The 23,490-nt window shown below is 44.0% G+C and carries 22 protein-coding genes and 1 tRNA gene; 8 read left to right on the forward strand and 15 right to left on the reverse strand.

Annotated elements, in window-relative coordinates; translation table 11 throughout:
- Nucleotides 1–34 precede the first annotated feature (34 nt).
- A tRNA-Val gene (locus ACTU7M_RS01345) sits at nucleotides 35–106 on the forward strand.
- A gap of 149 nt (nucleotides 107–255) precedes the next feature.
- Here ACTU7M_RS01345 and ACTU7M_RS01350 read toward each other — a convergent pair.
- The 3 genes from ACTU7M_RS01350 to ACTU7M_RS01360 form a co-directional block, all read right to left on the reverse strand.
- Nucleotides 256–1,308, reverse strand: coding sequence for a winged helix DNA-binding domain-containing protein (locus tag ACTU7M_RS01350; protein WP_443472572.1), 1,053 nt, complete (start codon nucleotides 1,306–1,308; stop codon nucleotides 256–258).
- 13 nt (nucleotides 1,309–1,321) lie between these two features.
- Complete coding sequence (locus tag ACTU7M_RS01355) at nucleotides 1,322–1,834, reverse strand: hypothetical protein (RefSeq protein WP_443472573.1); 513 nt, start codon at nucleotides 1,832–1,834, stop codon at nucleotides 1,322–1,324.
- Nucleotides 1,835–1,914: 80 nt separating this feature from the next.
- On the reverse strand, nucleotides 1,915–4,521 hold the full coding sequence (locus tag ACTU7M_RS01360) for an ABC transporter ATP-binding protein/permease (RefSeq protein ID WP_443472574.1): 2,607 nt from the start codon (nucleotides 4,519–4,521) through the stop codon (nucleotides 1,915–1,917).
- A gap of 224 nt (nucleotides 4,522–4,745) precedes the next feature.
- Between ACTU7M_RS01360 and ACTU7M_RS01365 the strand changes: the two genes are divergently transcribed.
- Together ACTU7M_RS01365 and ACTU7M_RS01370 are read left to right on the forward strand one after the other, a co-directional pair.
- The gene (locus ACTU7M_RS01365; protein WP_443472575.1) at nucleotides 4,746–5,795 is read left to right on the forward strand and encodes a hypothetical protein; all 1,050 of its coding nucleotides are present in this window, start codon (nucleotides 4,746–4,748) and stop codon (nucleotides 5,793–5,795) included.
- Between the two features lie 31 nt (nucleotides 5,796–5,826).
- Nucleotides 5,827–6,504 (forward strand): PspA/IM30 family protein, encoded by a 678-nt coding sequence (locus tag ACTU7M_RS01370; RefSeq protein WP_443472576.1) that lies wholly within the window; start codon nucleotides 5,827–5,829, stop codon nucleotides 6,502–6,504.
- 197 nt (nucleotides 6,505–6,701) lie between these two features.
- Here the strand turns inward: ACTU7M_RS01370 and ACTU7M_RS01375 are convergent, their stop codons facing one another.
- The 4 genes from ACTU7M_RS01375 to ACTU7M_RS01390 form a co-directional block, all read right to left on the reverse strand.
- The gene (locus ACTU7M_RS01375) at nucleotides 6,702–7,670 is read right to left on the reverse strand and encodes a Gfo/Idh/MocA family protein (RefSeq protein WP_443472577.1); all 969 of its coding nucleotides are present in this window, start codon (nucleotides 7,668–7,670) and stop codon (nucleotides 6,702–6,704) included.
- A gap of 16 nt (nucleotides 7,671–7,686) precedes the next feature.
- Nucleotides 7,687–8,544 (reverse strand): ROK family protein, encoded by an 858-nt coding sequence (locus ACTU7M_RS01380; RefSeq protein WP_443472578.1) that lies wholly within the window; start codon nucleotides 8,542–8,544, stop codon nucleotides 7,687–7,689.
- Nucleotides 8,545–8,908: 364 nt separating this feature from the next.
- Nucleotides 8,909–9,229 carry a PTS lactose/cellobiose transporter subunit IIA gene (locus tag ACTU7M_RS01385; RefSeq protein ID WP_443472579.1) on the reverse strand — a complete coding sequence of 107 codons (321 nt, stop codon included), beginning with the start codon at nucleotides 9,227–9,229 and terminating at the stop codon, nucleotides 8,909–8,911.
- Nucleotides 9,230–9,372: 143 nt separating this feature from the next.
- On the reverse strand, nucleotides 9,373–9,843 hold the full coding sequence (locus tag ACTU7M_RS01390; RefSeq protein ID WP_443472580.1) for a DUF1456 family protein: 471 nt from the start codon (nucleotides 9,841–9,843) through the stop codon (nucleotides 9,373–9,375).
- Between the two features lie 75 nt (nucleotides 9,844–9,918).
- Here ACTU7M_RS01390 and ACTU7M_RS01395 point away from each other — a divergent pair, with 75 nt between their 5' ends.
- Complete coding sequence (locus ACTU7M_RS01395) at nucleotides 9,919–10,812, forward strand: RluA family pseudouridine synthase (protein ID WP_443472581.1); 894 nt, start codon at nucleotides 9,919–9,921, stop codon at nucleotides 10,810–10,812.
- A 405-nt stretch (nucleotides 10,813–11,217) separates the two neighbouring features.
- Nucleotides 11,218–12,330: a 5-methyltetrahydropteroyltriglutamate--homocysteine S-methyltransferase gene (locus ACTU7M_RS01400; protein ID WP_443472582.1), complete on the forward strand. Its 1,113-nt coding sequence runs from the start codon at nucleotides 11,218–11,220 to the stop codon at nucleotides 12,328–12,330.
- 257 nt (nucleotides 12,331–12,587) lie between these two features.
- Here the strand turns inward: ACTU7M_RS01400 and ACTU7M_RS01405 are convergent, their stop codons facing one another.
- Both ACTU7M_RS01405 and ACTU7M_RS01410 read right to left on the reverse strand, forming a co-directional pair.
- Nucleotides 12,588–13,295 (reverse strand): B3/B4 domain-containing protein, encoded by a 708-nt coding sequence (locus ACTU7M_RS01405; protein ID WP_443472583.1) that lies wholly within the window; start codon nucleotides 13,293–13,295, stop codon nucleotides 12,588–12,590.
- 58 nt (nucleotides 13,296–13,353) lie between these two features.
- On the reverse strand, nucleotides 13,354–13,716 hold the full coding sequence (locus ACTU7M_RS01410; protein WP_443472584.1) for a winged helix-turn-helix transcriptional regulator: 363 nt from the start codon (nucleotides 13,714–13,716) through the stop codon (nucleotides 13,354–13,356).
- 122 nt (nucleotides 13,717–13,838) lie between these two features.
- On the opposite strand from ACTU7M_RS01410, the gene ACTU7M_RS01415 reads away from it, so the two are divergent.
- Together ACTU7M_RS01415 and fghA are read left to right on the forward strand one after the other, a co-directional pair.
- The gene (locus ACTU7M_RS01415) at nucleotides 13,839–14,954 is read left to right on the forward strand and encodes an S-(hydroxymethyl)glutathione dehydrogenase/class III alcohol dehydrogenase (RefSeq protein ID WP_443472585.1); all 1,116 of its coding nucleotides are present in this window, start codon (nucleotides 13,839–13,841) and stop codon (nucleotides 14,952–14,954) included.
- Between the two features lie 4 nt (nucleotides 14,955–14,958).
- A complete protein-coding gene (gene fghA / locus ACTU7M_RS01420; RefSeq protein ID WP_443472586.1) occupies nucleotides 14,959–15,792 on the forward strand; it encodes an S-formylglutathione hydrolase in 834 nt (277 codons plus the stop codon).
- A 244-nt stretch (nucleotides 15,793–16,036) separates the two neighbouring features.
- Here fghA and ACTU7M_RS01425 read toward each other — a convergent pair whose 3' ends face one another.
- Nucleotides 16,037–16,939 carry a LysR family transcriptional regulator gene (locus tag ACTU7M_RS01425; protein WP_443472587.1) on the reverse strand — a complete coding sequence of 301 codons (903 nt, stop codon included), beginning with the start codon at nucleotides 16,937–16,939 and terminating at the stop codon, nucleotides 16,037–16,039.
- A 116-nt stretch (nucleotides 16,940–17,055) separates the two neighbouring features.
- Between ACTU7M_RS01425 and ACTU7M_RS01430 the strand changes: the two genes are divergently transcribed.
- Nucleotides 17,056–18,228, forward strand: coding sequence for a 5-methyltetrahydropteroyltriglutamate--homocysteine methyltransferase (locus ACTU7M_RS01430; RefSeq protein WP_443472588.1), 1,173 nt, complete (start codon nucleotides 17,056–17,058; stop codon nucleotides 18,226–18,228).
- A gap of 61 nt (nucleotides 18,229–18,289) precedes the next feature.
- On the opposite strand, the gene ACTU7M_RS01435 is transcribed toward ACTU7M_RS01430, so the two are convergent.
- From ACTU7M_RS01435 to ACTU7M_RS01455, 5 genes are all read right to left on the reverse strand, one after another.
- Nucleotides 18,290–19,030, reverse strand: coding sequence for an SDR family NAD(P)-dependent oxidoreductase (locus ACTU7M_RS01435; protein WP_443472589.1), 741 nt, complete (start codon nucleotides 19,028–19,030; stop codon nucleotides 18,290–18,292).
- Between the two features lie 248 nt (nucleotides 19,031–19,278).
- Nucleotides 19,279–20,547: a peptidase U32 family protein gene (locus ACTU7M_RS01440; protein ID WP_443472590.1), complete on the reverse strand. Its 1,269-nt coding sequence runs from the start codon at nucleotides 20,545–20,547 to the stop codon at nucleotides 19,279–19,281.
- A 16-nt stretch (nucleotides 20,548–20,563) separates the two neighbouring features.
- The gene (locus ACTU7M_RS01445; protein ID WP_443472591.1) at nucleotides 20,564–21,484 is read right to left on the reverse strand and encodes a peptidase U32 family protein; all 921 of its coding nucleotides are present in this window, start codon (nucleotides 21,482–21,484) and stop codon (nucleotides 20,564–20,566) included.
- Nucleotides 21,485–21,611: 127 nt separating this feature from the next.
- Complete coding sequence (locus tag ACTU7M_RS01450) at nucleotides 21,612–22,418, reverse strand: hypothetical protein (RefSeq protein ID WP_443472592.1); 807 nt, start codon at nucleotides 22,416–22,418, stop codon at nucleotides 21,612–21,614.
- A gap of 84 nt (nucleotides 22,419–22,502) precedes the next feature.
- Nucleotides 22,503–23,441: a 2-keto-3-deoxygluconate permease gene (locus tag ACTU7M_RS01455; RefSeq protein ID WP_443472593.1), complete on the reverse strand. Its 939-nt coding sequence runs from the start codon at nucleotides 23,439–23,441 to the stop codon at nucleotides 22,503–22,505.
- Nucleotides 23,442–23,490 lie beyond the last annotated feature (49 nt).

Consider the following 23,490-nt stretch of genomic DNA (forward strand, 5'->3'; position numbering starts at 1 on the left):
TAACATCGTATAATAAATATGTTACCCCTATAACGGGCCGTTAGTTCAGTGGGAGAATGCTTCCTCGACAAGGAAGAGGTCACTGGTTCGAACCCAGTACGGCCCATCTATAAAATAGCGTGAACGCCAATGGATTTTTCCTGGCGTTCGCGTTTTTTGCGTTTCCGGGTACCGAGGTGCGGCGATTAAATTTTTTCCGCGCGCGCAACGCCGCTTTTTAGCGAAAAATGCGGCGTTCCCAGATGATTTTCCTGCTTAACGCCGCATTTGGAATTCAGAAACCTGTTCTACCCCCTCAAAATGGTGGCCAAAAAAAGTGGCATAGGCTTTTGCTTGTTTTATCAGCAACGTTTGGGGAATTTGGACGTTGGGGTGGATGCTGTAGGATAAGGTTACCTTTTCTCCTTTAACGATAGGCTTCCAACTCCCCACCACTTTGCCGTTAAACAACAGCGGGCGATAGATACCTCGTTTCAAGGGATCGAGTTGTATGCGCATTGCCTCTGTAAGAGAAGCCGTTCGGTCTTGGTAGCCAATCAGGAATTCATCCAAAGTTGGTAGGAGATGAAGTGATGGTTCGAAAGCTTCCATTACGGGATCAACCGTGACAGTCGCCATTTCCATAGCTTTTTTGGCCTCTCCTACGCTCAACCCGGCCCACCACGCCAAGTCTTTTGGGGTGGCAGGTCCATGACTGGCCAAATAACGGCTGGCCAGTTCTTTCAAAGCTGCTTCTCGTGTCGTGAAAGGACTGGGTGGAGCCCACTCGGATACCAACCCCAGTGTCTGTTGTTTTCCTGCCATGGGGCCGATGAAAATAATGCCCTTTTGAGCGGCATACCAGAGTATATGGTAGTACCGTTGCCCTTTCGTATCGACATTCGCTTCTTCGAGTATTTTCCGGAGCTTGAGGCGAGGTATGAGTTTTTTGCCTTTCAAGGCTGCTTCAATAATAAGCAGGGCTTGTTCCAGGTCTTTTGTGTCAAGACCCGTTTCTTTTAGCATATGGTTTTTATACCGTTTTAGCATACGGTCCCGGGATAGTTCCATCATCCAGGTTAAGTCTTCTATCGCCACAAAATGAATGGTATGGCGCATGGTCCAAGACCGAACGATTTTCATATCAGCGACTGCTTGTTCGAGGTCTTTTTTAGTGACACCCGGCGTCCGCATCGCTATCGCCCATAATGCTGGATGATAGTCTTGTCCCTGGACTGCCAGCATCCAGCGAACCGTTTCTTCAGGTGACTGGAAATGTTTCTTTGCTAACAATTGCCTCTGCAAACGTTCCGCAAGTACCTTTTCCAAATATACCCCTCCCTTACCACTCCTGATAATTCGCAAACAATTCCTGATACTCTTTAATCATGGCTTCTTTCCGTTTTTTCAAAATGGTTATAGCCCCCAAAAGTTGGTCAGGTTCATCAGTCATATCACAGTCTTCTTTTTGTCGTTCCATTGCTTCTTCGACAGGTTGGTATGGGGCTTCGCGTTTGATTTCATCCAGCATCGCATAGATTTGTTTCCGCATCCGTTCCATTCGTTCCGGCTCGGCGGCTTTAATTTCATCCAAGTGTGCCAGGACAAAGCGAAAATTTAAATGGCGCAGCATGCGACCATCTTTCACGTGCACATATTCTTTGTTAAACGGCGAAACACCTTGTGCCTGGCCGTGGATTTGATACCAACCATCATATATTTCCCAAACGCCTTCTGGACTATCCGGTTGGAAATCACGCTTCAATTTAAAGGTCGGGTCTTCACCCGTGATTTCAGCTACCCATCGTTTCTCATCAGCCGTATTCGGCATCAACTGTAAAATTTGTGGTTTCAACTTGTCACATCCTTTGTATCTTCGTCTCTATTTTACGAAAAAAAACCGCCACTAGCTAGAGTGACGGTGTCCAATATTTATTATTCAGATCGTAAAGCTTCTACCGGGTCTTTCTTGGCAGCCATTTTTGCCGGGATCAAGCCCGCGATGACGGTCAATACTAAACTGACAAGGACCAGGAATACTGCTCCTTCAATCGGTAAGGATGAAATTCCGGAAATGTCTGTCATATTTTTGATTATCAAGCTGATTGGAATATTCAAGAGCGCTGTGATTCCAATACCTAATAAGCCGGAGAACAAACCGATAATGAACGTTTCAGCATTAAAAACGCGGGAAATATCACGTTTGGATGCCCCTACACTACGGAGAATTCCGATTTCTTTGGTACGTTCCAATACAGAGATGTAGGTGATAATACCAATCATGATGGAAGAAACCACTAAGGATACGCCAACAAAGGCAATCAACACATAACTGATAATGTTGATGATGGATGTTACGGAAGACATGATCGTTCCAACCAAGTCGTTATAAGTAATTACGTTCTCATCACGACCCGCTTCGGTTTCACGTTGGTTGTAATCAGAAATAATCGTTTCTAAATTATCCTTTGTTTCGAAATCTTTTGCGTAAATATTAATGGCGCTAGGTTTTTCTTCATCCACTGCAGCCAATGTTTGCAGGTTCGATTCATACGTCGTACTGTAGTTGTCTTGGTAAGCATTCAACAATTCAGCTAAATCCTCTTCGGAAAGAGTCGCCATATAGGCACGTTCTTCATCTGACAGGGCTGCGAAATCAAATTCTTCATTGGTATTTTCCGGGAAAGCCATGCCCGTGAAAATGTTTGTCTCTGGATTATTCATTTGTTCCTGAACTATTTCAGAATCATTAACCGATGCCATGATATGTTCTTTCAGTTTGCTTGTGTATCCGATTGAACCCGTTTCACTTGTTGTCACAGCTTCTGGGTTAGGACGCATAATCCCTACCACTGTAACATCTTCACTATTTGCGACAACTTCATCAATAAATGCCTGATCATCACTACGGTCCATCCAAATGCCATTTTCTTTTTTATACAAATCGGTGTTGATGACCAATTTGAACGTCATATCAAGTAATTCTTCATTTGTATAAGTGGGAATATCAGGCAGTTCATGGTCTTCCCCTTTCAATACGGACTGGAAGCTTTCGCCCAGTTCTTCCTGGCTCAACAAACCGAGGGAATATAACATATAATCGCTCACCCGATTGTTCTCGTCCACAATCAAGATAACTTCATTGTAATCTTCGGGCCAACGACCGGATACCGTATCGTACTGGCTCTCCAATAAGGGTTGATTGTCCAGTAATTCTTTCCAGGAATCCACACCCGCAGGTCCCACCATTGCTCCGCCACCCATTGCATTTTGTAGTGGATTTGAAGATTGAGCATCCATGGTCTGCCCCATCCCGATCGCGTTCATGACGTTGGAAGGATTTACTTGAACGACACCATCCACACCCTCTGCGTTATAAATATTAATCGGAATATTATAACTGTATTGAATCGCATTGATATTCGCTTTAACACCTGCGTCTTCTTCCAAAAATTCTTTGAAGGCAGTCAAGTTATTGGAGTCTTTGCGGCTTGCCAAAGTATCCATCACGTCAGTCATTATGGGCGTTGCAGCAACTTCACCTTCTGGAACTTCATCCAAATCCTCCGTATTAACACCCATCAAAGCACCAATAATCATTCCCATATCCAATGTTGATTCTTCAATCGTCAGTGGATAGGAAGATAAGGTGTCCTCTTCAATACGCGCGATATAGTTTTGGACTCCGTTCGATAGGGACATAATCAAGGCAATCCCGATAATCCCGATACTACCGGCAAATGCAGTCAGTAGCGTCCGCCCTTTTTTCGTCAACAAGTTATTGAAACTTAAACTTAAAGCCGTAAAGAAGGACATGAATGTTTTATCGTTCTTGAGAATTTTACTATCACGAATTTCCGTCTCACTCGCCGGATTAGAATCGGACAGAACTTCTCCATCCAATACCTTGATAATCCGAGTTGAGTAATCTTCAGCCAACTGCGGGTTATGCGTAACCATGATTACAAGGCGGTCAGAAGCAATTTCCTGTAACAATGCCATAATTTGTACGCTTGTTTCCGAATCCAAGGCTCCCGTTGGTTCATCAGCCAAAAGGATTTCTGGATCATTTATTAAAGCCCGGGCAATCGCGACCCGCTGCATTTGACCACCGGACAGTTGATTGGGACGTTTAGTGACGTGGTCTTTCAAGCCAACTTTTTCCAAAACATCCTGGGCACGTTTGCGACGTTCTTCTTTCGAAACACCGGACAAAGTCAAAGCCAGTTCAACGTTTGACAAAACGCTTTGGTGAGGAATCAAGTTGTAGCTTTGGAAAATGAAGCCAACCGAATGATTTCGGTACGTATCCCAGTCACGGTCTTTATATTCTTTGGTCGAACGACCATTAATCAACAAGTCGCCATGTGTGTAGCGGTCCAATCCTCCGATAATATTCAACATCGTTGTTTTACCGGATCCACTTTGACCCAATATTGAAACGAATTCATTACTGCGGAATTTCAAATTGATGCCTTTAAGAGCTTGGACAACTTGGTCTCCCGTTCGGTACTCTTTGGTAATGTTTTTTAACTCTAACATATTTTCTCACCTTTCAGATTGGTCTCCGCCAAATCAAAAACAGCCTTACATCCGTCTTTTATTGTACACCAAATCTATTATCTAAATATAATTTTTTGTTTAATAATATTTTAGTAAACGTTTTATTTTCCATGGGTTCAAAATTGCACCCAGGTTTTGCTTATGCTATATTGAAGTTACGAAAGACATTTTGACCGGAAAAGAGAATGGAAAGAGGGATGTCTATGGGTAGAGGAGGCGGCGGTGGCGGTGGCGGCGGCTCATTTGGAGGCGGCGGTGGCGGCTTCCGTGGTGGCGGTGGTTCATTCGGTGGAAACCGTGGTGGCGGCGGACGCAGCAGTTGGGGCGGCCGTGGCGGCGGATCGTTTGGTGGCTCAGGTGGCAATCGAGGCGGTAGTTCCTGGGGTGGCGGTGGCTCTTGGGGCCGACCATTCGGGACAGGACCCATCTTCATAAACACGGGTGGCAGACGCTATTCCAATCGTGGTCCAAACCGTTCCCCTGGTGGTGGCGGTTGTGCGCCGGGATGTGGAACTCTGGCTATTGTTCTGAGCGTCTTGGCAGTAATCTTTTTCTTCTTGGCTAATGTAGGTGGTGGTGGTTCATCAGTTGCACCATCCACAGTTGAGAGAGAACCCTTACCTGCCGGGTCCGTCAACGAAACAGCCTATTTCACGGATGATGCTGGTTGGATCACTAATGACGCACAACTAGTAGATGGTTTAAGACATTTCTACGAGAAAACGGGCGTTCAACCTCATTTGTATATTACAGATGAAATAAATGGTTCCCAAACTGCCAGCATGGATCAAGTCGAGGCATTTGCCAATGAAAAATACGACGAGTTGTTTGCCGATGAAGCGCACTTACTGTTTGTATTTTATGAAGGAATACCAAACCAGTATATTACCTATTATGTAACAGGAACGCAGGCTAATCAGGTTATTGATTCTGAAGCCGGAACCATACTGCTCGATTATATCGATCGTAATTACTATGATGGTAACTTAACGGATGAACAGTTCTTCAGTAATTCCTTCAAGGACGCGGCAGATCGGATAATGGAAGTAACTACTTCACCTTGGATTCCGGTGCTGATTGTACTGGGGCTTGTGGGATTAGCCGGTATCTTGTTCCTATGGTGGCGGAAACGCAAGGAACAAGAAGCAATTGAAGCAAAACGAACAGAGGACCTTCTGAAGACGCCAATTGAAACATTTGGCAAAGATTCCGAAGCAGATGAGTTGGCCAAGAAATATGAAGATAAAGAATAATAAAAAGATAAATTTTAGGAGGAATAAAATTATGTCAATTTTAGGACGCTTTTCAGATATTATCAGTGCAAACGTGAATGCTGTTATCGATCGAATGGAAGACCCAGAGAAAATGATCGACCAATATCTCCGTGATATGATGGAAGATTTAGCGGAAGTTAAACACGATACTGCTGGTGTCATGGCGGAAGAAGCACGTGCGAAACGTGAAGTCGACCAAAATGAAGCAGAAGTTAGAAAATATGAAGAACTTGCCAAGAAAGCTTTGGAAGCTGGCAATGAAGACGACGCACGTATTTTCTTATCCAAAAAACAAGAAATCGAAAGCGTGGGTGCAGGTCTAGCATCAAGTTATGCTTCTGCTCATGAGAATGCCGTTAAGATGCGCCAAATGCATGACAAATTGGCAAAAGACATCAATACCCTTCGCCAACGTCGTGACATGATTAAAGGCAAGATGTCTGTTGCCAAAGCACAAGAGAAATTGAACGATGTTTCCGAAAATGTCACACGTTCCGAAAGCGCAATGGGATCATTCAAGCGAATGGAAGACAAAGCTACTCGTATGCTGGATGAAGCCAACGCCATGTCTGAACTCAATTCCGAGCCATTAGACGAAGCGAAAGCTTTGGAAGAGAAATATGCTTCCCAAACATCGGCAGCGGTTGAAGATGAATTGGAAAGAATGAAAAAAGATTTAGGTATGTAAAACTGATATTTAGATGAGGCTGTGGGATGATTCCCGCAGCCTCTTTTTTGGGTTCTTGGTTATTTGGTGTTGTTTACGCCCGGCAATGTCATTGGAATAAATCTAAAATTCAAAAAAGAGGGGTTGGAACTTCCATCTTCAAGTAATAGTAAAAAAAGTGATTACTCAGAGCAAAATATGCCCGTGAGTAATCACCCTTATTCAAATGGGTATTCCAAACCCCACTCTTTTCGTACGGTGTCCATAATTTCGACGACATCCATAGTCAATGGGAGGGTTTTGTTTTCTTTTTTCCCAAGAATCATGTCGGTAAAGTTGGCCACTTCGTAGTTAAGTGCCTGCACGGTATCTCCCGCCTCGATGGTTTGGTGTTTGCCATCATAACTCGTAAACGTTGCTTGAGTGGGACGGGGATAGTCCATGATCGTCAGGAAGCCTTTTTCAAATGCGACCACGCCTTGTTTGGGCATCTTTGCCCGGAATGTGAGCGAAACGGTCGCTAGTTCCTGTTCTTCGTTTCTTAAAATGATGGCGGATGATTCGTCCACGCCGGATTCGTGCAGATTTCCGAGGGTCAGGATTTCGGTTGGCTTGCTGGATAGGAAATGACGAACGAACGATAACGCATACGTACCGATATCGAAAAGGGCACCGCCAGCAAGGGCTTTGTTGAAATAGTAAACGGATGGATCAGTGTCCTTGAAACTGCCAAATGATGCTTGGATCATTTTCAGTGGACCAAGGTCGTTTTCCCGGATCCATTCTTTCAAGGTACGATACAGCGGCATATTGAAAATCGTCATGGCTTCTGCCAAGTATAAGTGATTTTCTTCGGCAAGTTGGGTTACTTCACGCAACTGCTCCCCATTAACGGTAATGACTTTCTCACAGAGTACGTGTTTGCCGGCTTTAAGGGCTGCTTTAATCAGCTGATAATGATGGCTATGTGGTACAGCAATGTAAACCACTTCAACGTTTTGATCAGCCAAGGCTTCCGCGTAAGAACTGTATGCGTGCGGGATATCGTATTTCTCCGCAAAGGCTTCTGATTTTTCCAGGCTACGTGATGCGACGCCATAAAGCATCGCTTTTTCTGCTTTGAAATGAGTCGCAAATTCATTTGCGATTGTTCCTGTTCCTAAAATGACCCAATTTAATTTTGTCACGGTTGTAATCCCCCTCTTAAAGCTGTTGATTGGCCAAGATGATGGCTCCGGTAATGCCTGCATCGTCTGCCAATTTTGGTAAAACAAGGTAATCATCCAAAGGCGGTACGGGGACGTAATCACCTAATAGTGTCTCGAATGAGGTTTTCACTTTATCCAAAAGGCCGGGCACTTTCATCACGCCGCCGCCCATGACGATGCGTTCGGGACGAAGCATGACCGTGTATGCCACAATCGCTTGACCCAGATAATAGGCAATAAAATCCCATACTTCGTCTTGCGGATCAACATCTTTCCCTGCTTTGTTTAAGCGACCATCGATTGATGGTCCCGCTGCCATTCCTTCCAGACAGTTACCGTGGTATGGACAAGAGCCGGCATAGTGATCATTTTCATGGGGTTTCACCAACAAGTGCCCCATTTCCGGGTGACCAATTCCTTCCAGAATCCGGCCGTTTAGTATTGCACCCCCACCAACACCGGTTCCGACGGTTAAATACATCATATTGTCCAACCCTTTGGCTGCACCTAAAGTCGATTCGCCCAAAGCTGCCGCATTTACATCGGTTGTCCAGCCCATAGGCACCTTGTAACGGTCTTTCATGGCACCAATAAAATCGAAATCTTTCCAAGCTAATTTTGGTGTGGACAGGATATACCCATATTTGTCAGAATCATGATTCACTTCAATCGGTCCGAATGAACCGATTCCGATAGCGTTGATTTCATATTTATCAAAAAAATTGAAGACGTGTGCCAATGTTTCTTCCGGGGTGGTTGTCGGAAAAGAAACACGCTCAATAACCTTATTGTCTTTATCCCCGATTGCACACACAAACTTTGTGCCACCTGCCTCGATTGCACCTACTATCATTTCTCCACTCCTCACATCTTTGTATTGGTTTTATTATACCGTTTTCAATAGAAAAAAACAGTTTGGACAATTTTACCGAAAAACGACGATTAAATTTTCGTTGCCGTGCTAATAGTCGCTATTTTACGATTTCGCGACTATTAGCGCGACAAAATTTCTTAATCGGCGTTATTTAGTGAAATGGCGACGGTTAGCCATTTCCAATGAGCCTAACAGACGTTTTTCGACCAAAAAATTAAGGGTTCGGGACAATTACCCCAAACCCTCTCTCATTTACTAATCAAGCATAGCCAAGGCTTCCGTTAGAACTTTTTCGCCTTTCATCATCCCGGATGCGTTACTAAAATAATTGCTTTAGCAGCCGCTATTTGCTCTCCATTCTCTCGTAAACTTCAATAATTTCTTTTGCTAGGTCCTTAAACGTAATGGCCGTCATCAAATGGTCTTGACCATGAATCAGTAATAATGAAACTTCCACTGGATCTCCGGATGCTTCTTGCGTCAGCAAGCCGGTTTGCGCGTGATGGGCCGCTACAAGCGCTGCTTCGGATTCTTTTATTTTGTTGGTAGCGGATTCAAAATCGCCCGCTTTAGCAGCTGCGATTGCTTCCATTGCTTTACCTTTTGCATCGCCGCCATGCATAATAAGTTGCATAATCACTTCAATTTTTTTTGGTTCTAACATCTTATTACTCCTTTTCTATTTGTATAGGCATATATGATGTCGTGATCACTTTTGTTTTGTTATAATCCTACACTTACATGCCATTTATTACGCTTTTATTTAAAAAATACTCCCCAGAGTTCGGGGAGTACATTTTCCAAGTTTTAACCGCGATAACGTAACGCCAAACCTTTTAAAAAGTTGCGCACATAGCGGTCGCCACAGGGTTTATAATTTCGATGCCCTTCTTTTCGTAAAACAGCGCCTAATTCACTTTTTGAAATACGCGCCTCAGCATCATCCATTATTTCCAACATGTCGTCACCCGTGAGTGACAACGCAATTTTTACTTTCTTCAACAGTAAATTATTAACATTTCCTGAATGAAGTTCCAACTCTGGTTCCGGGGCGCCTTCACGCACACCCCTTTGTGAGGTTATCATGCCATTCAAAAAACGTTCAAATCTTTCGTTATCCAATTCTTCTTCGTAATTACCATCTTTATCGCGTGTTGTCATCGCACGCACTTGCTCTTTTGTTCCCGTTGCGCCACCCAGGCGGAAAATTTCCACCACATCATTATCCTTGATATCCAGAGCATATCGCAAACGTGTCAAACGATCATTATTATCCATACTTAGCACCTTCCATTTCTCTCATATTATACCAAATTTTCTGCTATACTACAGTGACAACATAATTAGGAAAGAGTGATTTTTATCAAAACAGGCGTAACAGACTACACAATTACCGAATCAACCACCCTTTTGCCATTTTTAATCGCCATTCATCCCAATCTAGGTCGTAATGCGGTGAAATCTATTTTAACGCGTGGCCAAGTCGCAGTCGACGGAAAAAAAGTGACCCAACATAACCATCCTTTGGCGGTCGGACAAACCGTCAGCGTGATGAGCAATAAAACTGCCATGACTAAAACAGCATTGAAAGGCATCAACATTCTGCACGAGGACGACGCTATCATCGTGATTCACAAGGATGCCGGCATTCTTTCGATGGGCGACCGCAACCAAGCGGAGATGACTGCTTACCGGCAATTAACGCAATATGTAAAAGAAACAAATAAAAACAGCCGGATTTTTATCGTCCACCGTTTGGACCGCGACACTTCCGGGGTTATGGTTTATGCCAAAACCGAAGAAGTAAAGGAAGCTTTGCAGAAAGATTGGCATACGATTGTCAAGGAACGCATCTATACAGCACTCGTTGAAGGTGAAGTGACGGAATCTGAAGGGACAATCAAGTCCTGGTTAACTGAAAGTAAAGCCATGAAAGTTCATTCCTATAATTATGACAATGGTGGTAAATATGCCGTTACCCATTGGAAAAAAATCCGTGGCAATAAAGAGCATACTTTGTTGGAAGTCGAACTGGAAACGGGCCGTAAAAACCAGATTCGTGTGCACATGGAATCCATCGGGCATCCCGTTGCCGGTGACAAAAAATATGGGGCAAAACGTAATCCTTTGAAACGTTTGGGACTGCACGCTTCGACGCTTGCCTTTATTCATCCAAAGACTGGAAAACTGGAACGCTATACTTCAAAAGTACCGAAAGATTTCCTGTTTTATTCAAAAGAAAGTTAATTAGCTTTGAAACGACGATTGATTCGGGTAGATACCCAGTTAATCGTCGTTTTATGTTGTTGCGCTTTTTATGAGAATCTGTTAAGCTATTTTCATACGATTTTAATAATCAACGTTGAAGAGAAGTGTCATAGTCGATACGTCAAAGAGAGTCCCGGCTGGTGGGAAGGGATACCCATGAAACTATGAAAATGAACTCGGAGTTTTTAGTTTGTTCACGCAGACTGGACGGCAGTACCCGTTACCGTACAGGGTTTTATTTATAGAACTTGCAGAGATGTCATTTGTGAAAATGGCATGAATGAGGGTGGTAACACGACAAAATACGCGTCCCTTTGTACATTAATTTAATGTGCAAAGGGATGGGTATTTTTTTACTATCAAAAATTATTAGGGGGATTTCAAATGACTCAAACATCACCATTTCGCTATGATATCGTCGGATCTTTCTTACGTCCGGAAAAGTTGAAACAAGCACGGAAAGAGTTCGCTGAAGAAAAAATTTCTAAAGAAGCATTAACGGCTGTGGAAGATGCAGCAATCAAAGAATTAATCCAGCAACAAGTGGCTGCCGGTTTGAAGGCTGTAACTGACGGCGAGTATCGTCGCTCGTGGTGGCACTTCGATTTCATGTGGGGATTGAACGGTATCGCGAAGGAATACAACGAGAGCGGCAACAAGTTTGCGGCGATGAATACCCGTTCTGAAACAGCGCGCATCCACGGCAAGATTACTGGTGAAAACCATCCATTTGTGGAACACTATAAATTCTTGATCGCTAATACTCCCGAAGGAATCGAGGCGCGTCAAACAGTACCGGCTCCCGCTCAATTCGTACAGGAATCCTTGCGTAAATCCAACCTTGAATTTACAAATGCTGTCTACCCGGAAATCGATGATTTGGTAGAAGACTTGGCTGCTGCCTACCATACCGTTCTCAACGACTTATACGCTGCTGGTTGCCGCACGGTTCAATTTGACGACTGTACGTGGGGACGCTTAATCGGCGGTGAATTCTATGACGGCCATCAGTTGACCGAAGAAGAACTGGTTTATTTGAAAGATTTATATGTGCGCGCAAATAATGCGGCGATTGACGGAAAACCGGAAGGCATGAATATCGTTACCCACGTTTGCCGTGGAAATTACCGTTCAACTTGGTTTGCATCCGGTGCGTACACTTCTGTCGCAACACCGTTGTTTGATCAGGAAAATGTGCATGCTTACTACCTGGAATTCGATTCCGACCGTGCCGGTGGGTTTGAACCTTTGGCAAAAGTAACGCCTGGCAAAAAAGTCGTGCTTGGATTGATCACATCCAAATCACCGGAACTGGAAAACAAGGCAGATGTCATCGCCCGCATCAAGGAAGCAAGTCAATTCGTACCTTTGGAAAACCTATGTTTGTCAACGCAATGTGGTTTCTCTTCTACCGAAGAAGGAAACTCCCTGACAGAAGCAGAACAATGGGCGAAAATCAAACTGGTTAAAGAGATTGCCGAGGAAGTATGGGGATAGTATTCCTAGCGAGTGCGGCGTTCGGGTCGCTCAGCAATCCTTAACGCCGCATTTTTGAGAAAACTGCGGCATTAAGGAAAAATAAAATTTCTAAACGCCGCACTTTTTGAGAAAATGCGGCGTTTAGTGCCCCACTTAGTTGATGAACGCCGCACTTGGCACCTGAAGTGCGGCGTTCCTTACTGTTTATCCAACTTAACGCCGCACCTATCTCCAAAAAAAGCTGATGCCATTCGAGGCATCAGCTTTTTGTATGACTAAAATGTAATTTCCGGATTATCTTTCGTTACTCGGTACAAACGTCCTTCTACACCAAAATGAACATCGGAGCGGTCTTTTAATGCACGCATTGCTTTATTCGTCTGTTCAATCATTTCCGGTTCAACAGCTTCCATAAATAAAATCGCATTGCTTGTATTTTCCGTTAGCATCGTTCGTTGGGCATCACGCCAGTTCAGCGATCGGCAAATCGCACCTTCAGCGTCATAGTAAATAATTTCCTCAGGCAGTGCGGGCGCATCCGCATCGTCGCCCAACGCCCGGAAGCCCTCACCCCCCTGCGCTTTCCCGAGCACGATGTCCCCTGACATCGTATCCAGATCCTCGCCGCCACATGGGACACCAAACGAAAGGGAGATACTGTTGTAAATATCAACTAATGGGTTGATTGGGGTAAACTCGCGGTCCTGATCAACGCGTTTCAAAAGAGCTTCAATTGACGAGCGCGCACCCTTTTTCGTTTTAAATTTACGGTAGGCTTCGCGCCAAGCTTGAACTATTTCATTTTCCGAAAAGACTTCTTCACCTAGATATTGTTTGCTCTCTTCCTTTGCATCTTTCAAAAGGGAAGCAAAGACCACTTTCTCTTCCGGTTTAGGTCGATTATTAATGCCTTTCAATACCAAAACAGCGATTTCACCTTCCGGGAATACCTCCCAAAAGGTTGGCGAGACAGTAAATTTCATCGGTTAATCCTCCTTTTTAGTATCCTTCACTAAGATTATTATAGGCGATAAAAACAAATCAGCCCAAATTTTTTATGGCGCCGCTATCTTTTAAATAGTCATGATAATGGTCGCCCCATTCACAAATAGTATTTACGACCGGAGCCAGCTGTCGACCAATTTCCGTCAATTTATATTCCACTTTCGGTGGTACAACCGGATAAACATGGCGTGTCAAAATTTGATCTTGCTCTAATTCCTTCAATTGCCGAATCAACATCCGTTGGTTCACGTCAGGCAATCTCCGTTGGATTTCGCTCAAGCGCAAAGGGGATTCTTGCAGCAGGCACCAGATTATGGCGATTTTCCAGCGTCCTCCCACTACAGAAAGCGCCAGGTCTTTGCTTGTAAAAAAAGTTTTATCTTGGTAAGTTATGGTCATTACGTTCACTCTTCCTTATTTAAAATAACCCCACTGACAAATTTGTCAGTATTGCAACTCGAATTATAGTATGCGAATATGACAAAGTAAATAAGACATTTTCAAGAAAGAAGGAATTTAACATGAAAAGTAGAGCTGCAGTCGCATTTAAGCCTGGAGAACCACTTCAGATTGTCGAGATCGATGTTGAAGAGCCAAAAGCAAATGAAGTTTTAGTCAAAATATTATATACCTCGGTTTGTCATACCGATGCTTTTACCCTTTCAGGGGATGATCCAGAGGGTGTTTTCCCATCCGTTTTGGGCCACGAAGGTGCTGGCGTTGTTGTTTCCGTAGGTGAAGGTGTGACATCTGTTGTACCGGGGGATCACGTAATACCGCTATACACTCCTGAATGTGGTAAATGTAAATTCTGTCTGTCAGGTAAAACGAATCTTTGTGGCGCTGTCCGCGAAACACAAGGTAAAGGTTTGATGCCGGACGGTACGACGCGTTTTTCCTATAATGGCGAACCCGTTTACCACTATATGGGAACAAGTACATTCAGTGAATACACGGTCGTGAATGAAATCAACTTGGTAAAAGTTGAACCTGAAGCACCACTTGATAAAGTCTGCCTATTTGGTTGCGGTGTTACAACTGGTATCGGCGCTGTCCATAACACAGCAAAAGTTGAAGAAGGTGCTGTCGCAGCTGTCTTTGGGATGGGTGCAATCGGATTAGCCGTTATCCAAGGTTTGGTCCAAGCGAAAGCAAGCCGGATTATCGCCATTGATTTAAATGAAGACAAATTCGAACTTGCCAAAAAAATGGGTGCGACCGACTTCATCAACCCTGCTAAATTTGACAGACCGATTCAAGAGGTCATTGTTGAAATGACGGACGGCGGTGTCGATTACAGCTTTGAATGCATCGGTAATGTACACGTTATGCGTCAGGCTCTTGAATGTTGTCATAAAGGTTGGGGCGAAAGCACCATCATTGGGGTTGCCGGTGCTGGTCAAGAAATTTCCACCCGTCCTTTCCAACTTGTTACTGGTCGCGTTTGGCGCGGTTCAGCTTTCGGCGGAGTCAAAGGCAGATCAGAACTACCTGCCATGATTGGCGAATTTATGGATGGCAAGATTGATCTTGATTCATTCATTACACACCACTTGAACTTTACTGATATCAATGAAGCTTTCGATCTACTACATAAAGGTGAATCAATCCGTACCATTCTAACTTACGAGGAGTGAAACCATGCAATTGGAATTAATCCAGAATATTCGTGCATTTAACGGGGAACAACGGAAATATCAACACTATTCCGATTCCCTCCAATGTCAAATGACATTCAGTCTCTATCTACCGAGAAACGAAGAGCAAAAGTCCCTACCACTGATTTGGTGGTTGTCTGGTTTGACCTGTACCGATGATAACTTCAGCCAGAAGAGTGGCTTCCAACGGCTGGCAGATAAGCATCAGGTTGCCGTAGTCGTTCCGGATACATCCCCGCGTGGCGAAGACGTTCCCGATGATGAAGGCTATGATTTGGGACAAGGTGCCGGCTTTTATTTAAATGCCACCCAAGAACCTTGGGCAAAACATTACCAAATGTATACCTACCTCATCGAAGAATTGTCAGAAATAGTGAAATCCCTAATCCCGAACTTTTCTGGCAAGGAGAGCATTATGGGCCACTCGATGGGCGGGCACGGGGCCTTGGTTCTCGGCATGAAAAACAAAGAACGGTTTAATTCCATCTCAGCATTCTCACCAATCACGAATCCAATTCAAGTTCCTTGGGGGCAAAAAGCCTTCACTGCATACTTGGGTGATGATACTAACAAGTGGTTGGATTGGGATGCCACTGAATTAATCAAAACAGCCAGTGATATACCGATATTGATTACCCAAGGTAGTGCAGACGGATTCTATCCGGAACAACTTGACGAAACAGCATTTTTGGCTCAAGCTTCTGCGAACAATGCACAAGTCACCTACGATAAACAGGAAGGATATGACCATAGTTATTTCTTCATTGCAACATTTTTGGAAGAGCACTTTGCCTTCCATATGAAGCATTTGAAGTAATGACACCCTCCAATTTCTGTAGGAGTGCGGCGTTCCGATATTAATAAGCCGTTAAAAGCCGCACTTTTCCCCAAAGTGCGGTTTTTAGAATTATTCAGATTACTAAACGCCGCATTTATTGGAAAAAAGCGGCGTTCATAAACCAACTTCCTTCACCAACGCCGCACTTGAGACTCTAAGTGCGGCGTTCACTCGTTTTCCCTGTGCTAATCGCCACATTAAAAACCCGGTCAAGCCTTTTTGTTTAATCGTCCAAACTCATCCCCAATAACTCAATGTAGCGCAGGGCTGTCATACTCAAAGTATGGAAATCGTTGGTAATATAGCCTATTTCAATCTCTTCATCCGTTTCCAAGGGGACAGCGACGATGTCTTCGCCATTTAATTCTTTGTTCAAATTTCCGGAACTGATGGTGTAACCATTTAAACCAATCGCCAAATTAAATAAGGTAGCGCGGTCCGTCACGATAATCGATTTAGGTGAGGGGTGATCCGCCAATACCTCTTCCCAATAGTAGAAGGAATTGTGTTTACCTTGTTCGAAACTCAGCTTGGGATAGGGCTCCAAATCCGCCAAAGTAACAGATTTCCTCTTAGCGAGGGGGTGTTTTTTAAAAACAAAGAGATGCGGATGGGCTGTTTTTAATGGATGGAAGGTTAAGTGCTGCTCGTCGAGTTTTGTCGTGATGACACGGTGATTGTAGTGACTGCGGTACAGGACGCCGATTTCACTCTTAAGATTTGCGACTTCCTCGATGATTTCATGCGTGCGCCCTTCGTTCAGGTTCGCCTGGTAATGTTCCGCGTCGATTTCTTTCAGTAACTTAACGAAGGCTTCCACTACAAATGAATAATGATGCGCCGCGACACTGAAAATTCGCTTCGGCGATTCCTGGTCCTTGTAACGGCGGTTCATGAGTTCTACCTGTTCCAATACTTGATTGGCATATGCGAGAAATTCTTCCCCGTCCTTCGTCATAATAATCCCTTTGGCGCTACGGTTCAGGATTTGGATATTCATTTCTTTTTCTAAATTGGTGATGGCATTCGATAATGATGGCTGGGAAATGTAAAGTTCTTTGGCTGCCTGGGTAATGGAACCAGCTTCAACCACTTGAACGAGATATTGTAAATGGCGGATGTTCATATGTTTCTCCTTGTCATAGCTTTTTTCTATGGATAGTGACTATTTATAAGTATTATTAATGATAAGAATATTATAATACAATGAGAACACTAAAACAAAAGAAGGAGTTTTTAAATATGACATCTAAACGTTTCCTAACAGTGGGTTCATTTTTGCGCCCTGCTGACTTATTAGAATATAAAGAGAAAATCGAACATAGAGACGATATCACCTACCCTTTTTACGAGGATTTCCAAGGGTACCGTGAGGCAGAGGAGCAAGCGGTCAAACAAATCGTCCAGGAACAAATTGAGGCCGGTTTGCCGGAGATTACAGATGGCGAGTTCTCCCGTTCACTTTGGCACCTCGACTTTTTCTGGGGATTCGAAGGGGTGCGCCGCTTCATCGCCGACCACGGTTATTTCTTTGAGGACGAAGCACACTCCCATGCGACGGACTACAGTTTCGAAACGCGCAAGGATATCGGGATTGAAATCACTGCTCCTTTGGCTAGCAAGGATCACCCTTTCATCGCCCACTATCTGCGTACCCGTGAATTGGCACCCGCAGACGTTGAAGTCAAATTGACCATCCCTTCGCCAGGCCACCTTTACGGCGAGTTGACAGGACGTCCGGAATCTTTCAGTAACGTTTATGCGACTCCGGCTGAGTTAGCGGAAGGAATGAAGGTTGCCTATACCCAATTCTTCGAACAGTATGCGGCTGTCGGCGGTAAGACTATTCAATTAGACGACTGCGTCTGGTCTCTTTTCGCCAAAGATAACCCGACTGGTTTCCATAACAAAACAGATATGTCTGAAGAAGAAATCGAAAGTATCGCACTTGATTTCATCAACTTGAACAATGCGGCCATCGATGCTGCCCATGCTGTCGGTTTAACAGTCTACACTCATAACTGCCGTGGCAACTATGCTTCCCGTAATGCCATGGCCGGTTCCTACGGTGAAGTAGCGAAATTTTTCCTGGAACGCCAAAACTATGACCGCTTCTATCTCGAATGGGATGATTCCCGTGCGGGCGGACTGGAAGCCTTGAAAGCTTTTGAGAATAAACCGGAAACCGAAGTCGTTTTGGGCTTCCTATCGAGCAAAACGTCAACATTGGCGGATGAGCAAAATGTATTGGCACAGTTGGAAGAAGCAACTAAATATGTCGATAAAGACAAGTTATATCTTTCCCACCAATGCGGATTCGCTTCCTGTGACTGCGGAAATGAACTTTCCACTGAGCAACAATGGGCGAAAATCAGCCAAGGGCAAGAGCTTGCTTTGGCATTCTGGGGCGAATAACATAAAAGAGGCGTTCGTGACTTTTAAATGGTCAACGAACGTCTCTTTAATTTAATTTTATTTAGCGGCCAACTGTCCAACCGCCATCCATCAAGACAGTCGCGCCATTCATATAGTTGGAGTCATCCGAAGCCAAGAAAAGTGCGAGATTGGCAATTTCCTCCGCTTTTCCGGCACGTTGGTCGGGGATTTCCTTCAGGCGCGCTTCTTCAATGCCTTCAGTCATCGGTGTTTCGATGAAACCAGGCGCCAGCAAATTGGCCTTGATTCCTTTCGGTCCGAAGTCATAAGCTAGTTGCTTGGTGAAACCTTCAATGGCATGTTTTGTTGTCACATATGCCGTTCCCCCAACACCGGCAAACCGGGTCGCCTGTGAACCCAGATTGATGACAGTCCCGGATCCTTTTTCAACAAAAAGTGGCATGACTTCCTTGGTAGCGATGAATGGCGCCTTCACATTCAAGGCCATCAGGTTGTCAAAGGTATCCACGTCAGTATCGATAACATTTTCGTACTTGTCCAGAATCCCGGCGCCATTATAAAGAATATCAATCGTGCCATATTCATCGATTACCGTTTTAACACTTTCTTTTATCTGTGCCACATCCATTAAGTCTACCTTTACGAAAATGGCTTCACCACCTGCTGACTTAATCTCGTTCACAATTCTTTTTCCATCTTCTTCAGAACGGCCGGCCACCGCTACCTTGGCCCCTTCCGCTGCGAATTTTTTCGCACTCGCTTCGCCTAATCCGGACGTCCCTCCATAAACCAAAGCAACACGATTTTGTAATTTCCCCATTACATCCACCCTTTCCTTTGTCATTGCTTTTATTATAGATGTCCACTCCAGACAAGCCAACCAAATTGCCTCTGCACACCTCTCGGGTAAATTGTTAGAGCTGTGCAGACTTTGGTCTATAGTGTGCATACCTTTGAGGCAGCCGTTCGTTGCTATGCAGACTATTATTTAAAGCCTGCACAATCAACCGGTGAGTTAAATTATAGTCAAAAAAAGGAATCCCCAAACCTCAGGGATTCCTCTCAATGTTATTTTTGGACAGCTTTGCGGCGGGTACGTTCCAATGATTTTCTGATCATGTCTTGCGGCTTGACCGGCTGACTCACTTTCATCGTAATGACCTGCATTGCGTGCGGAGCGGCATCGATGTTCGCGCCCTCTTCGTCCCAAATTTCTTCGATTGTTTCCATATGGTGGCGCATGCCCGGTCCGTAAAATTCTACCGTATCGCCAATCTTGAATTTATTCCGTTGTTGGATTGTGGCAATTTGCGTTTCAGGATCATAAGCCAATACCTGGCCAACGAATTTATAACGCGGCATCCGGCGACGTTCGCCGAACAATTGCTCATTTTCAGTTGGTTCCCCGTAGAAGAAACCAGTCGCCAACTCCCGTTGCGCCACTTTCCACAGTTCATCCACCCAATCCTGTTGCAACGCATAATTCTCTGGGTCTTCCAGATAACTATCAATCGCTTTACGATAAACATTCACAACCGTTGAAACGTAGTGAATCGACTTCATCCGACCCTCTATTTTCAAAGAGTCGATACCATTTTCCACGATATCCGGAATGTGTTCAATCATCGAAAGATCAACGGCGCTCATGGAAAATGCTTCGTCAATTCCTTCTTCGCCTTTACCAACCATTTCGCGGTTACCTAACGTTGGTAGATCAAACAACCCGTATTTCCAACGACAGGATTGTGAACAACCACCACGGTTTGCGTCCCGATCAGCCATGTGGTTGGAAAGCACACAACGGCCGGAGTAAGCAATACACATGGCGCCGTGGATGAAAGCTTCAATTTCAACCGTTGTACGTTTACGAATTTCCGCCACTTCTGCCATGGAAACTTCCCGTCCCAACACGCAACGTGTCAAACCGGCTTCTTGCCAGAAGTTCAACGTTTCATAGTTTACTGCTGATTGCTGCGTTGATAAATGAATTTCCAAACCAGGCGCATCCATTGCCGCGATTTGCATCAAGGCTGGATCGGATACGATAATCGCATCAATCCCAATATCACGAATGGTCCGGAAAAATTCGCCCGCGCCAATTTCGTTGTTTTCATGGGTTACCATGTTTGCTGCTACATACACTTTTGCTCCGCGTTCATGGGCAAAAGCTACTCCTTCAGCCATTTCTTCAAAAGAGAAATTTCCTGCCCGGCTACGCAAGCCGTAAGCATCGCCACCGATATAAACAGCATCCGCACCGTAATGGATTGCTGTTTTTAATTTTTCAAGTGTCCCTGCTGGTGCCAGCAATTCAGGACGTTTTAATGTTTTAGTCATTTCGTCTGTCCCCTTCCTATTGAACCTTGTCCGCTGCATAGAGGAAGAAACCGGTATCCAGTTCACGGTTTGCTGGGTGGTGTTTTTTCACTCGTTCATCCAGTTGTGAAACCTGTGCTTCGTTCCATTCACCTGATTCCAGAAGTTGACGCGCTTGGTCATATGCTTTGACCACAGCAACAAAATCTTCACCCGGTGTGTAGAGGCCGTCCAAATACCATTGTTTCGCGTTGATTCCTTCCAGCATCGGTAGTTGTTCCAACAAATGAATATCGTTGGTCGCAAATACGTGCGTGCCGTGCGAATCCTGATAAACAGAGTAATGCGTATCATCTTTCCCAGGTTCAGAAAGGAAAAGGTGGCGGTCTTCAAAGTTAAGGGGTTCTTTTTCGATAAAATTAAAGTAGTTGTCGAGCAGATTACGTTTGCTTTGCTGGATGCATTGCGCGCCGTAAATTTGCGTCACAACGGGAATTTCAGCTTTTGGAAGCAAAAGTTCCAATTCCACATAAGGGACTTCCCGTGCCACCAAGGCTGCAACTGCGCCGTACTTTTTCCAAAAGTTCACTTGACCGCTGCTTGTGGTTAAAACGGAAGCATCGTAAATATACGGAATGTAGTATTCGGGATCTTTCATGATCTGGATAAGGCCTGTGTCGCCTACGAGCAGTTTGTCGACGTTCAATGCCTTCATGCGTTTCAAATAAGGGCGTGCAAGCTCAATTTTGTCATTGTGCAAAATCGCATTTGCGGCCACAATGACCTGTTTACCTTGTTCATGTGCAAAAGTTACTAATTCGCCAATTTCTTCATCTGTTAAATGTCCCGGTAGACGTAAACCAAAGACCTCTTCACCTGTAACGACATAATCGGCGCCGTTTAACAGCACCTGTTTACCTTGTTCAAGCGATTCAGTTGTTGCAATCAACTCAATCATCTTTCAACCTTCTTTCATTATTCAGTATATCCATTTTATATGTTTGTTTTAAAAATCACAATGGCAAAAAATGTGGATAACCCTTCCAATTTGGCTTTATCGATAAAAATTTCACATGAATACGTTTTTACGGGTGAGGAATCTGTTCTTCAATTTCCGAGTTGTTATAATCTGTGATGCTTGTACCCATTGAAGTAGTGGTTTCCATTTCATCCCCATTTGAATTTGTCAGCATATCCATCGTGGTTTGATGAGAAACAAGGACTCCTTCCTCGTCAATAATAAATGACAGGGTGATATTATCATAATTGATGGCTGCGACGCGGGCGATGTTTTCCTCCAATATCGTGATGCTATCGGCGGTATCTTTACTCTGTTTCGCCTCTTTCAGAGCTTTCTCAGCCTGGGTAACTCCTTCTTTTGTCAATACGTCTCCATAAGCATTGTTCATGATAAACGTATAAAGCATACCGTACTCATCTTCAGATACTTCCAATTTTTCGACGTACTTTTTCGAAGGGAGTGATTCTGCATGAAAGAAGAGATTAGGTGGGTCTTCCTTGCTTTCCTCAGAAGTGATGGCCCATCCTCCCAGTTCGTCTTCATCCACTAGGCTAAAACGACTTTTTTGGATGCTGTCAATCTGTACAACTTCACTCACGGTATGATTGGCAGTATCTCCATCTAAGCTCAAAATTAATTTCATATACCAATCATAATTTTTATTTTTCTTGATAAATATACCGTCGACGATATTTTCTACACTCATATCTTGCATCGTTTGTTTGACTGTATTCGTGTAGGCCCCATTTTCAAGTAAATGTGTTTTTTCTGAAGCTTTCTTAACAGCCTGAATTGACTCAGTCACACTATCCGTGGATGTACATGCAGAGAAAACAATTAATGATACTAGCAAAATTCCAATTTTTTTCAAACCAACACCTCCGTTTATAATTATATTATAATACAAAAAGACGCTGAAATTATCTAACAATAAGATAATTTCAGCGTTCTTCTTTCAGTGATGTCTTTTCCCATACAATTTTCTAATAATAATTGGTGCCAAGACGTTTGTAATGATTGTCGCCGTTAGTATTTGTGCCGTTGCAGAGACTGTATATTCCCTTACTTGTGGCAACGCAACTGCTACGATAGCGGGTACGGCAGTGGTAACACCCGCTACAGTACTCAATGCGATTCCGGAGTAACCTTCGTAGTGAAGTACTTTTGTTTCGAAAAAATCCATAATCGGCATCGTCAGGATCATGAAAATGATTGTCACAATCACACCAGAAACGCCTGATTCAATCGCTTCGAACATATTCATATTTTGTCCTAGCAACCATCCTAACAATATTAATGAAGCTGGCATCGCTGACCCGAAAATTTTACCCATTTCCTTATCGAGGTTACCGAAAACAATCCCAATAATTAATGGCAGGAATACGGAAATAACGGGTGTCCAATCGACATCCCCTAGCCCGCCAGAGATATAAACACTCATAATGATTAAAGGAATTGCCGGGAGCGATGGAATAACCGCAAACGGATAAATGGCCGCATCGTCTTTATCACCATATGTGTCTGTGATCGATAAATTGATTGCCGGGTTAATCGACATAATGACCGCCACAAACCCTAACCCAGATATACCCCAAATACCTTCCAAGCCGAAAAAGTATAAAAATGCAAATGAATAAATAACGGAAAGCCCTATTTTAAATACAACAAGAGCGCCTTGGTGTTTCAATAGTTTTCCAATTTTGTGTAAATCTACCGTTGTCCCGGAAGCAAAAACCAATAAACCAATAATGTAGTTCGTCCCTGAACTGGAGAAAAACGCCTCAGTCGGCCCCCCAATTTTAAACAAGTCCGGCCAAAAAGAATAAATCACCATTGAAACGATCATGGGAATCAAAAACGTTCCTGCCGGGACCCTTCTCATAAAGTTAATCATCTCATCACCCCTATATCACTCATTGAGAACATTTTCTACTTTATATAAT

It is taken from the genome of Jeotgalibaca sp. A122 (assembly GCF_052266715.1).
Taxonomy (GTDB): Bacteria; Bacillota; Bacilli; order Lactobacillales; family Aerococcaceae; genus Jeotgalibaca.

What these genes read in the sequence shown, in the direction of transcription:
- ACTU7M_RS01360 (WP_443472574.1), bottom strand. Translation starts at nt 4,521, where the DNA reads ATGTTAGAGTTAAAAAACATTACCAAAGAGTACCGAACGGGAGACCAA.
- ACTU7M_RS01365 (WP_443472575.1), top strand. Translation starts at nt 4,746, where the DNA reads ATGGGTAGAGGAGGCGGCGGTGGCGGTGGCGGCGGCTCATTTGGAGGC.
- ACTU7M_RS01370 (WP_443472576.1), top strand. Translation starts at nt 5,827, where the DNA reads ATGTCAATTTTAGGACGCTTTTCAGATATTATCAGTGCAAACGTGAAT.
- ACTU7M_RS01380 (WP_443472578.1), bottom strand. Translation starts at nt 8,544, where the DNA reads ATGATAGTAGGTGCAATCGAGGCAGGTGGCACAAAGTTTGTGTGTGCA.
- ACTU7M_RS01385 (WP_443472579.1), bottom strand. Translation starts at nt 9,229, where the DNA reads ATGTTAGAACCAAAAAAAATTGAAGTGATTATGCAACTTATTATGCAT.
- ACTU7M_RS01390 (WP_443472580.1), bottom strand. Translation starts at nt 9,843, where the DNA reads ATGGATAATAATGATCGTTTGACACGTTTGCGATATGCTCTGGATATC.
- ACTU7M_RS01400 (WP_443472582.1), top strand. Translation starts at nt 11,218, where the DNA reads ATGACTCAAACATCACCATTTCGCTATGATATCGTCGGATCTTTCTTA.
- ACTU7M_RS01405 (WP_443472583.1), bottom strand. Translation starts at nt 13,295, where the DNA reads ATGAAATTTACTGTCTCGCCAACCTTTTGGGAGGTATTCCCGGAAGGT.
- ACTU7M_RS01410 (WP_443472584.1), bottom strand. Translation starts at nt 13,716, where the DNA reads ATGACCATAACTTACCAAGATAAAACTTTTTTTACAAGCAAAGACCTG.
- ACTU7M_RS01415 (WP_443472585.1), top strand. Translation starts at nt 13,839, where the DNA reads ATGAAAAGTAGAGCTGCAGTCGCATTTAAGCCTGGAGAACCACTTCAG.
- fghA (WP_443472586.1), top strand. Translation starts at nt 14,959, where the DNA reads ATGCAATTGGAATTAATCCAGAATATTCGTGCATTTAACGGGGAACAA.
- ACTU7M_RS01425 (WP_443472587.1), bottom strand. Translation starts at nt 16,939, where the DNA reads ATGAACATCCGCCATTTACAATATCTCGTTCAAGTGGTTGAAGCTGGT.
- ACTU7M_RS01430 (WP_443472588.1), top strand. Translation starts at nt 17,056, where the DNA reads ATGACATCTAAACGTTTCCTAACAGTGGGTTCATTTTTGCGCCCTGCT.
- ACTU7M_RS01435 (WP_443472589.1), bottom strand. Translation starts at nt 19,030, where the DNA reads ATGGGGAAATTACAAAATCGTGTTGCTTTGGTTTATGGAGGGACGTCC.
- ACTU7M_RS01440 (WP_443472590.1), bottom strand. Translation starts at nt 20,547, where the DNA reads ATGACTAAAACATTAAAACGTCCTGAATTGCTGGCACCAGCAGGGACA.
- ACTU7M_RS01445 (WP_443472591.1), bottom strand. Translation starts at nt 21,484, where the DNA reads ATGATTGAGTTGATTGCAACAACTGAATCGCTTGAACAAGGTAAACAG.
- ACTU7M_RS01455 (WP_443472593.1), bottom strand. Translation starts at nt 23,441, where the DNA reads ATGATTAACTTTATGAGAAGGGTCCCGGCAGGAACGTTTTTGATTCCC.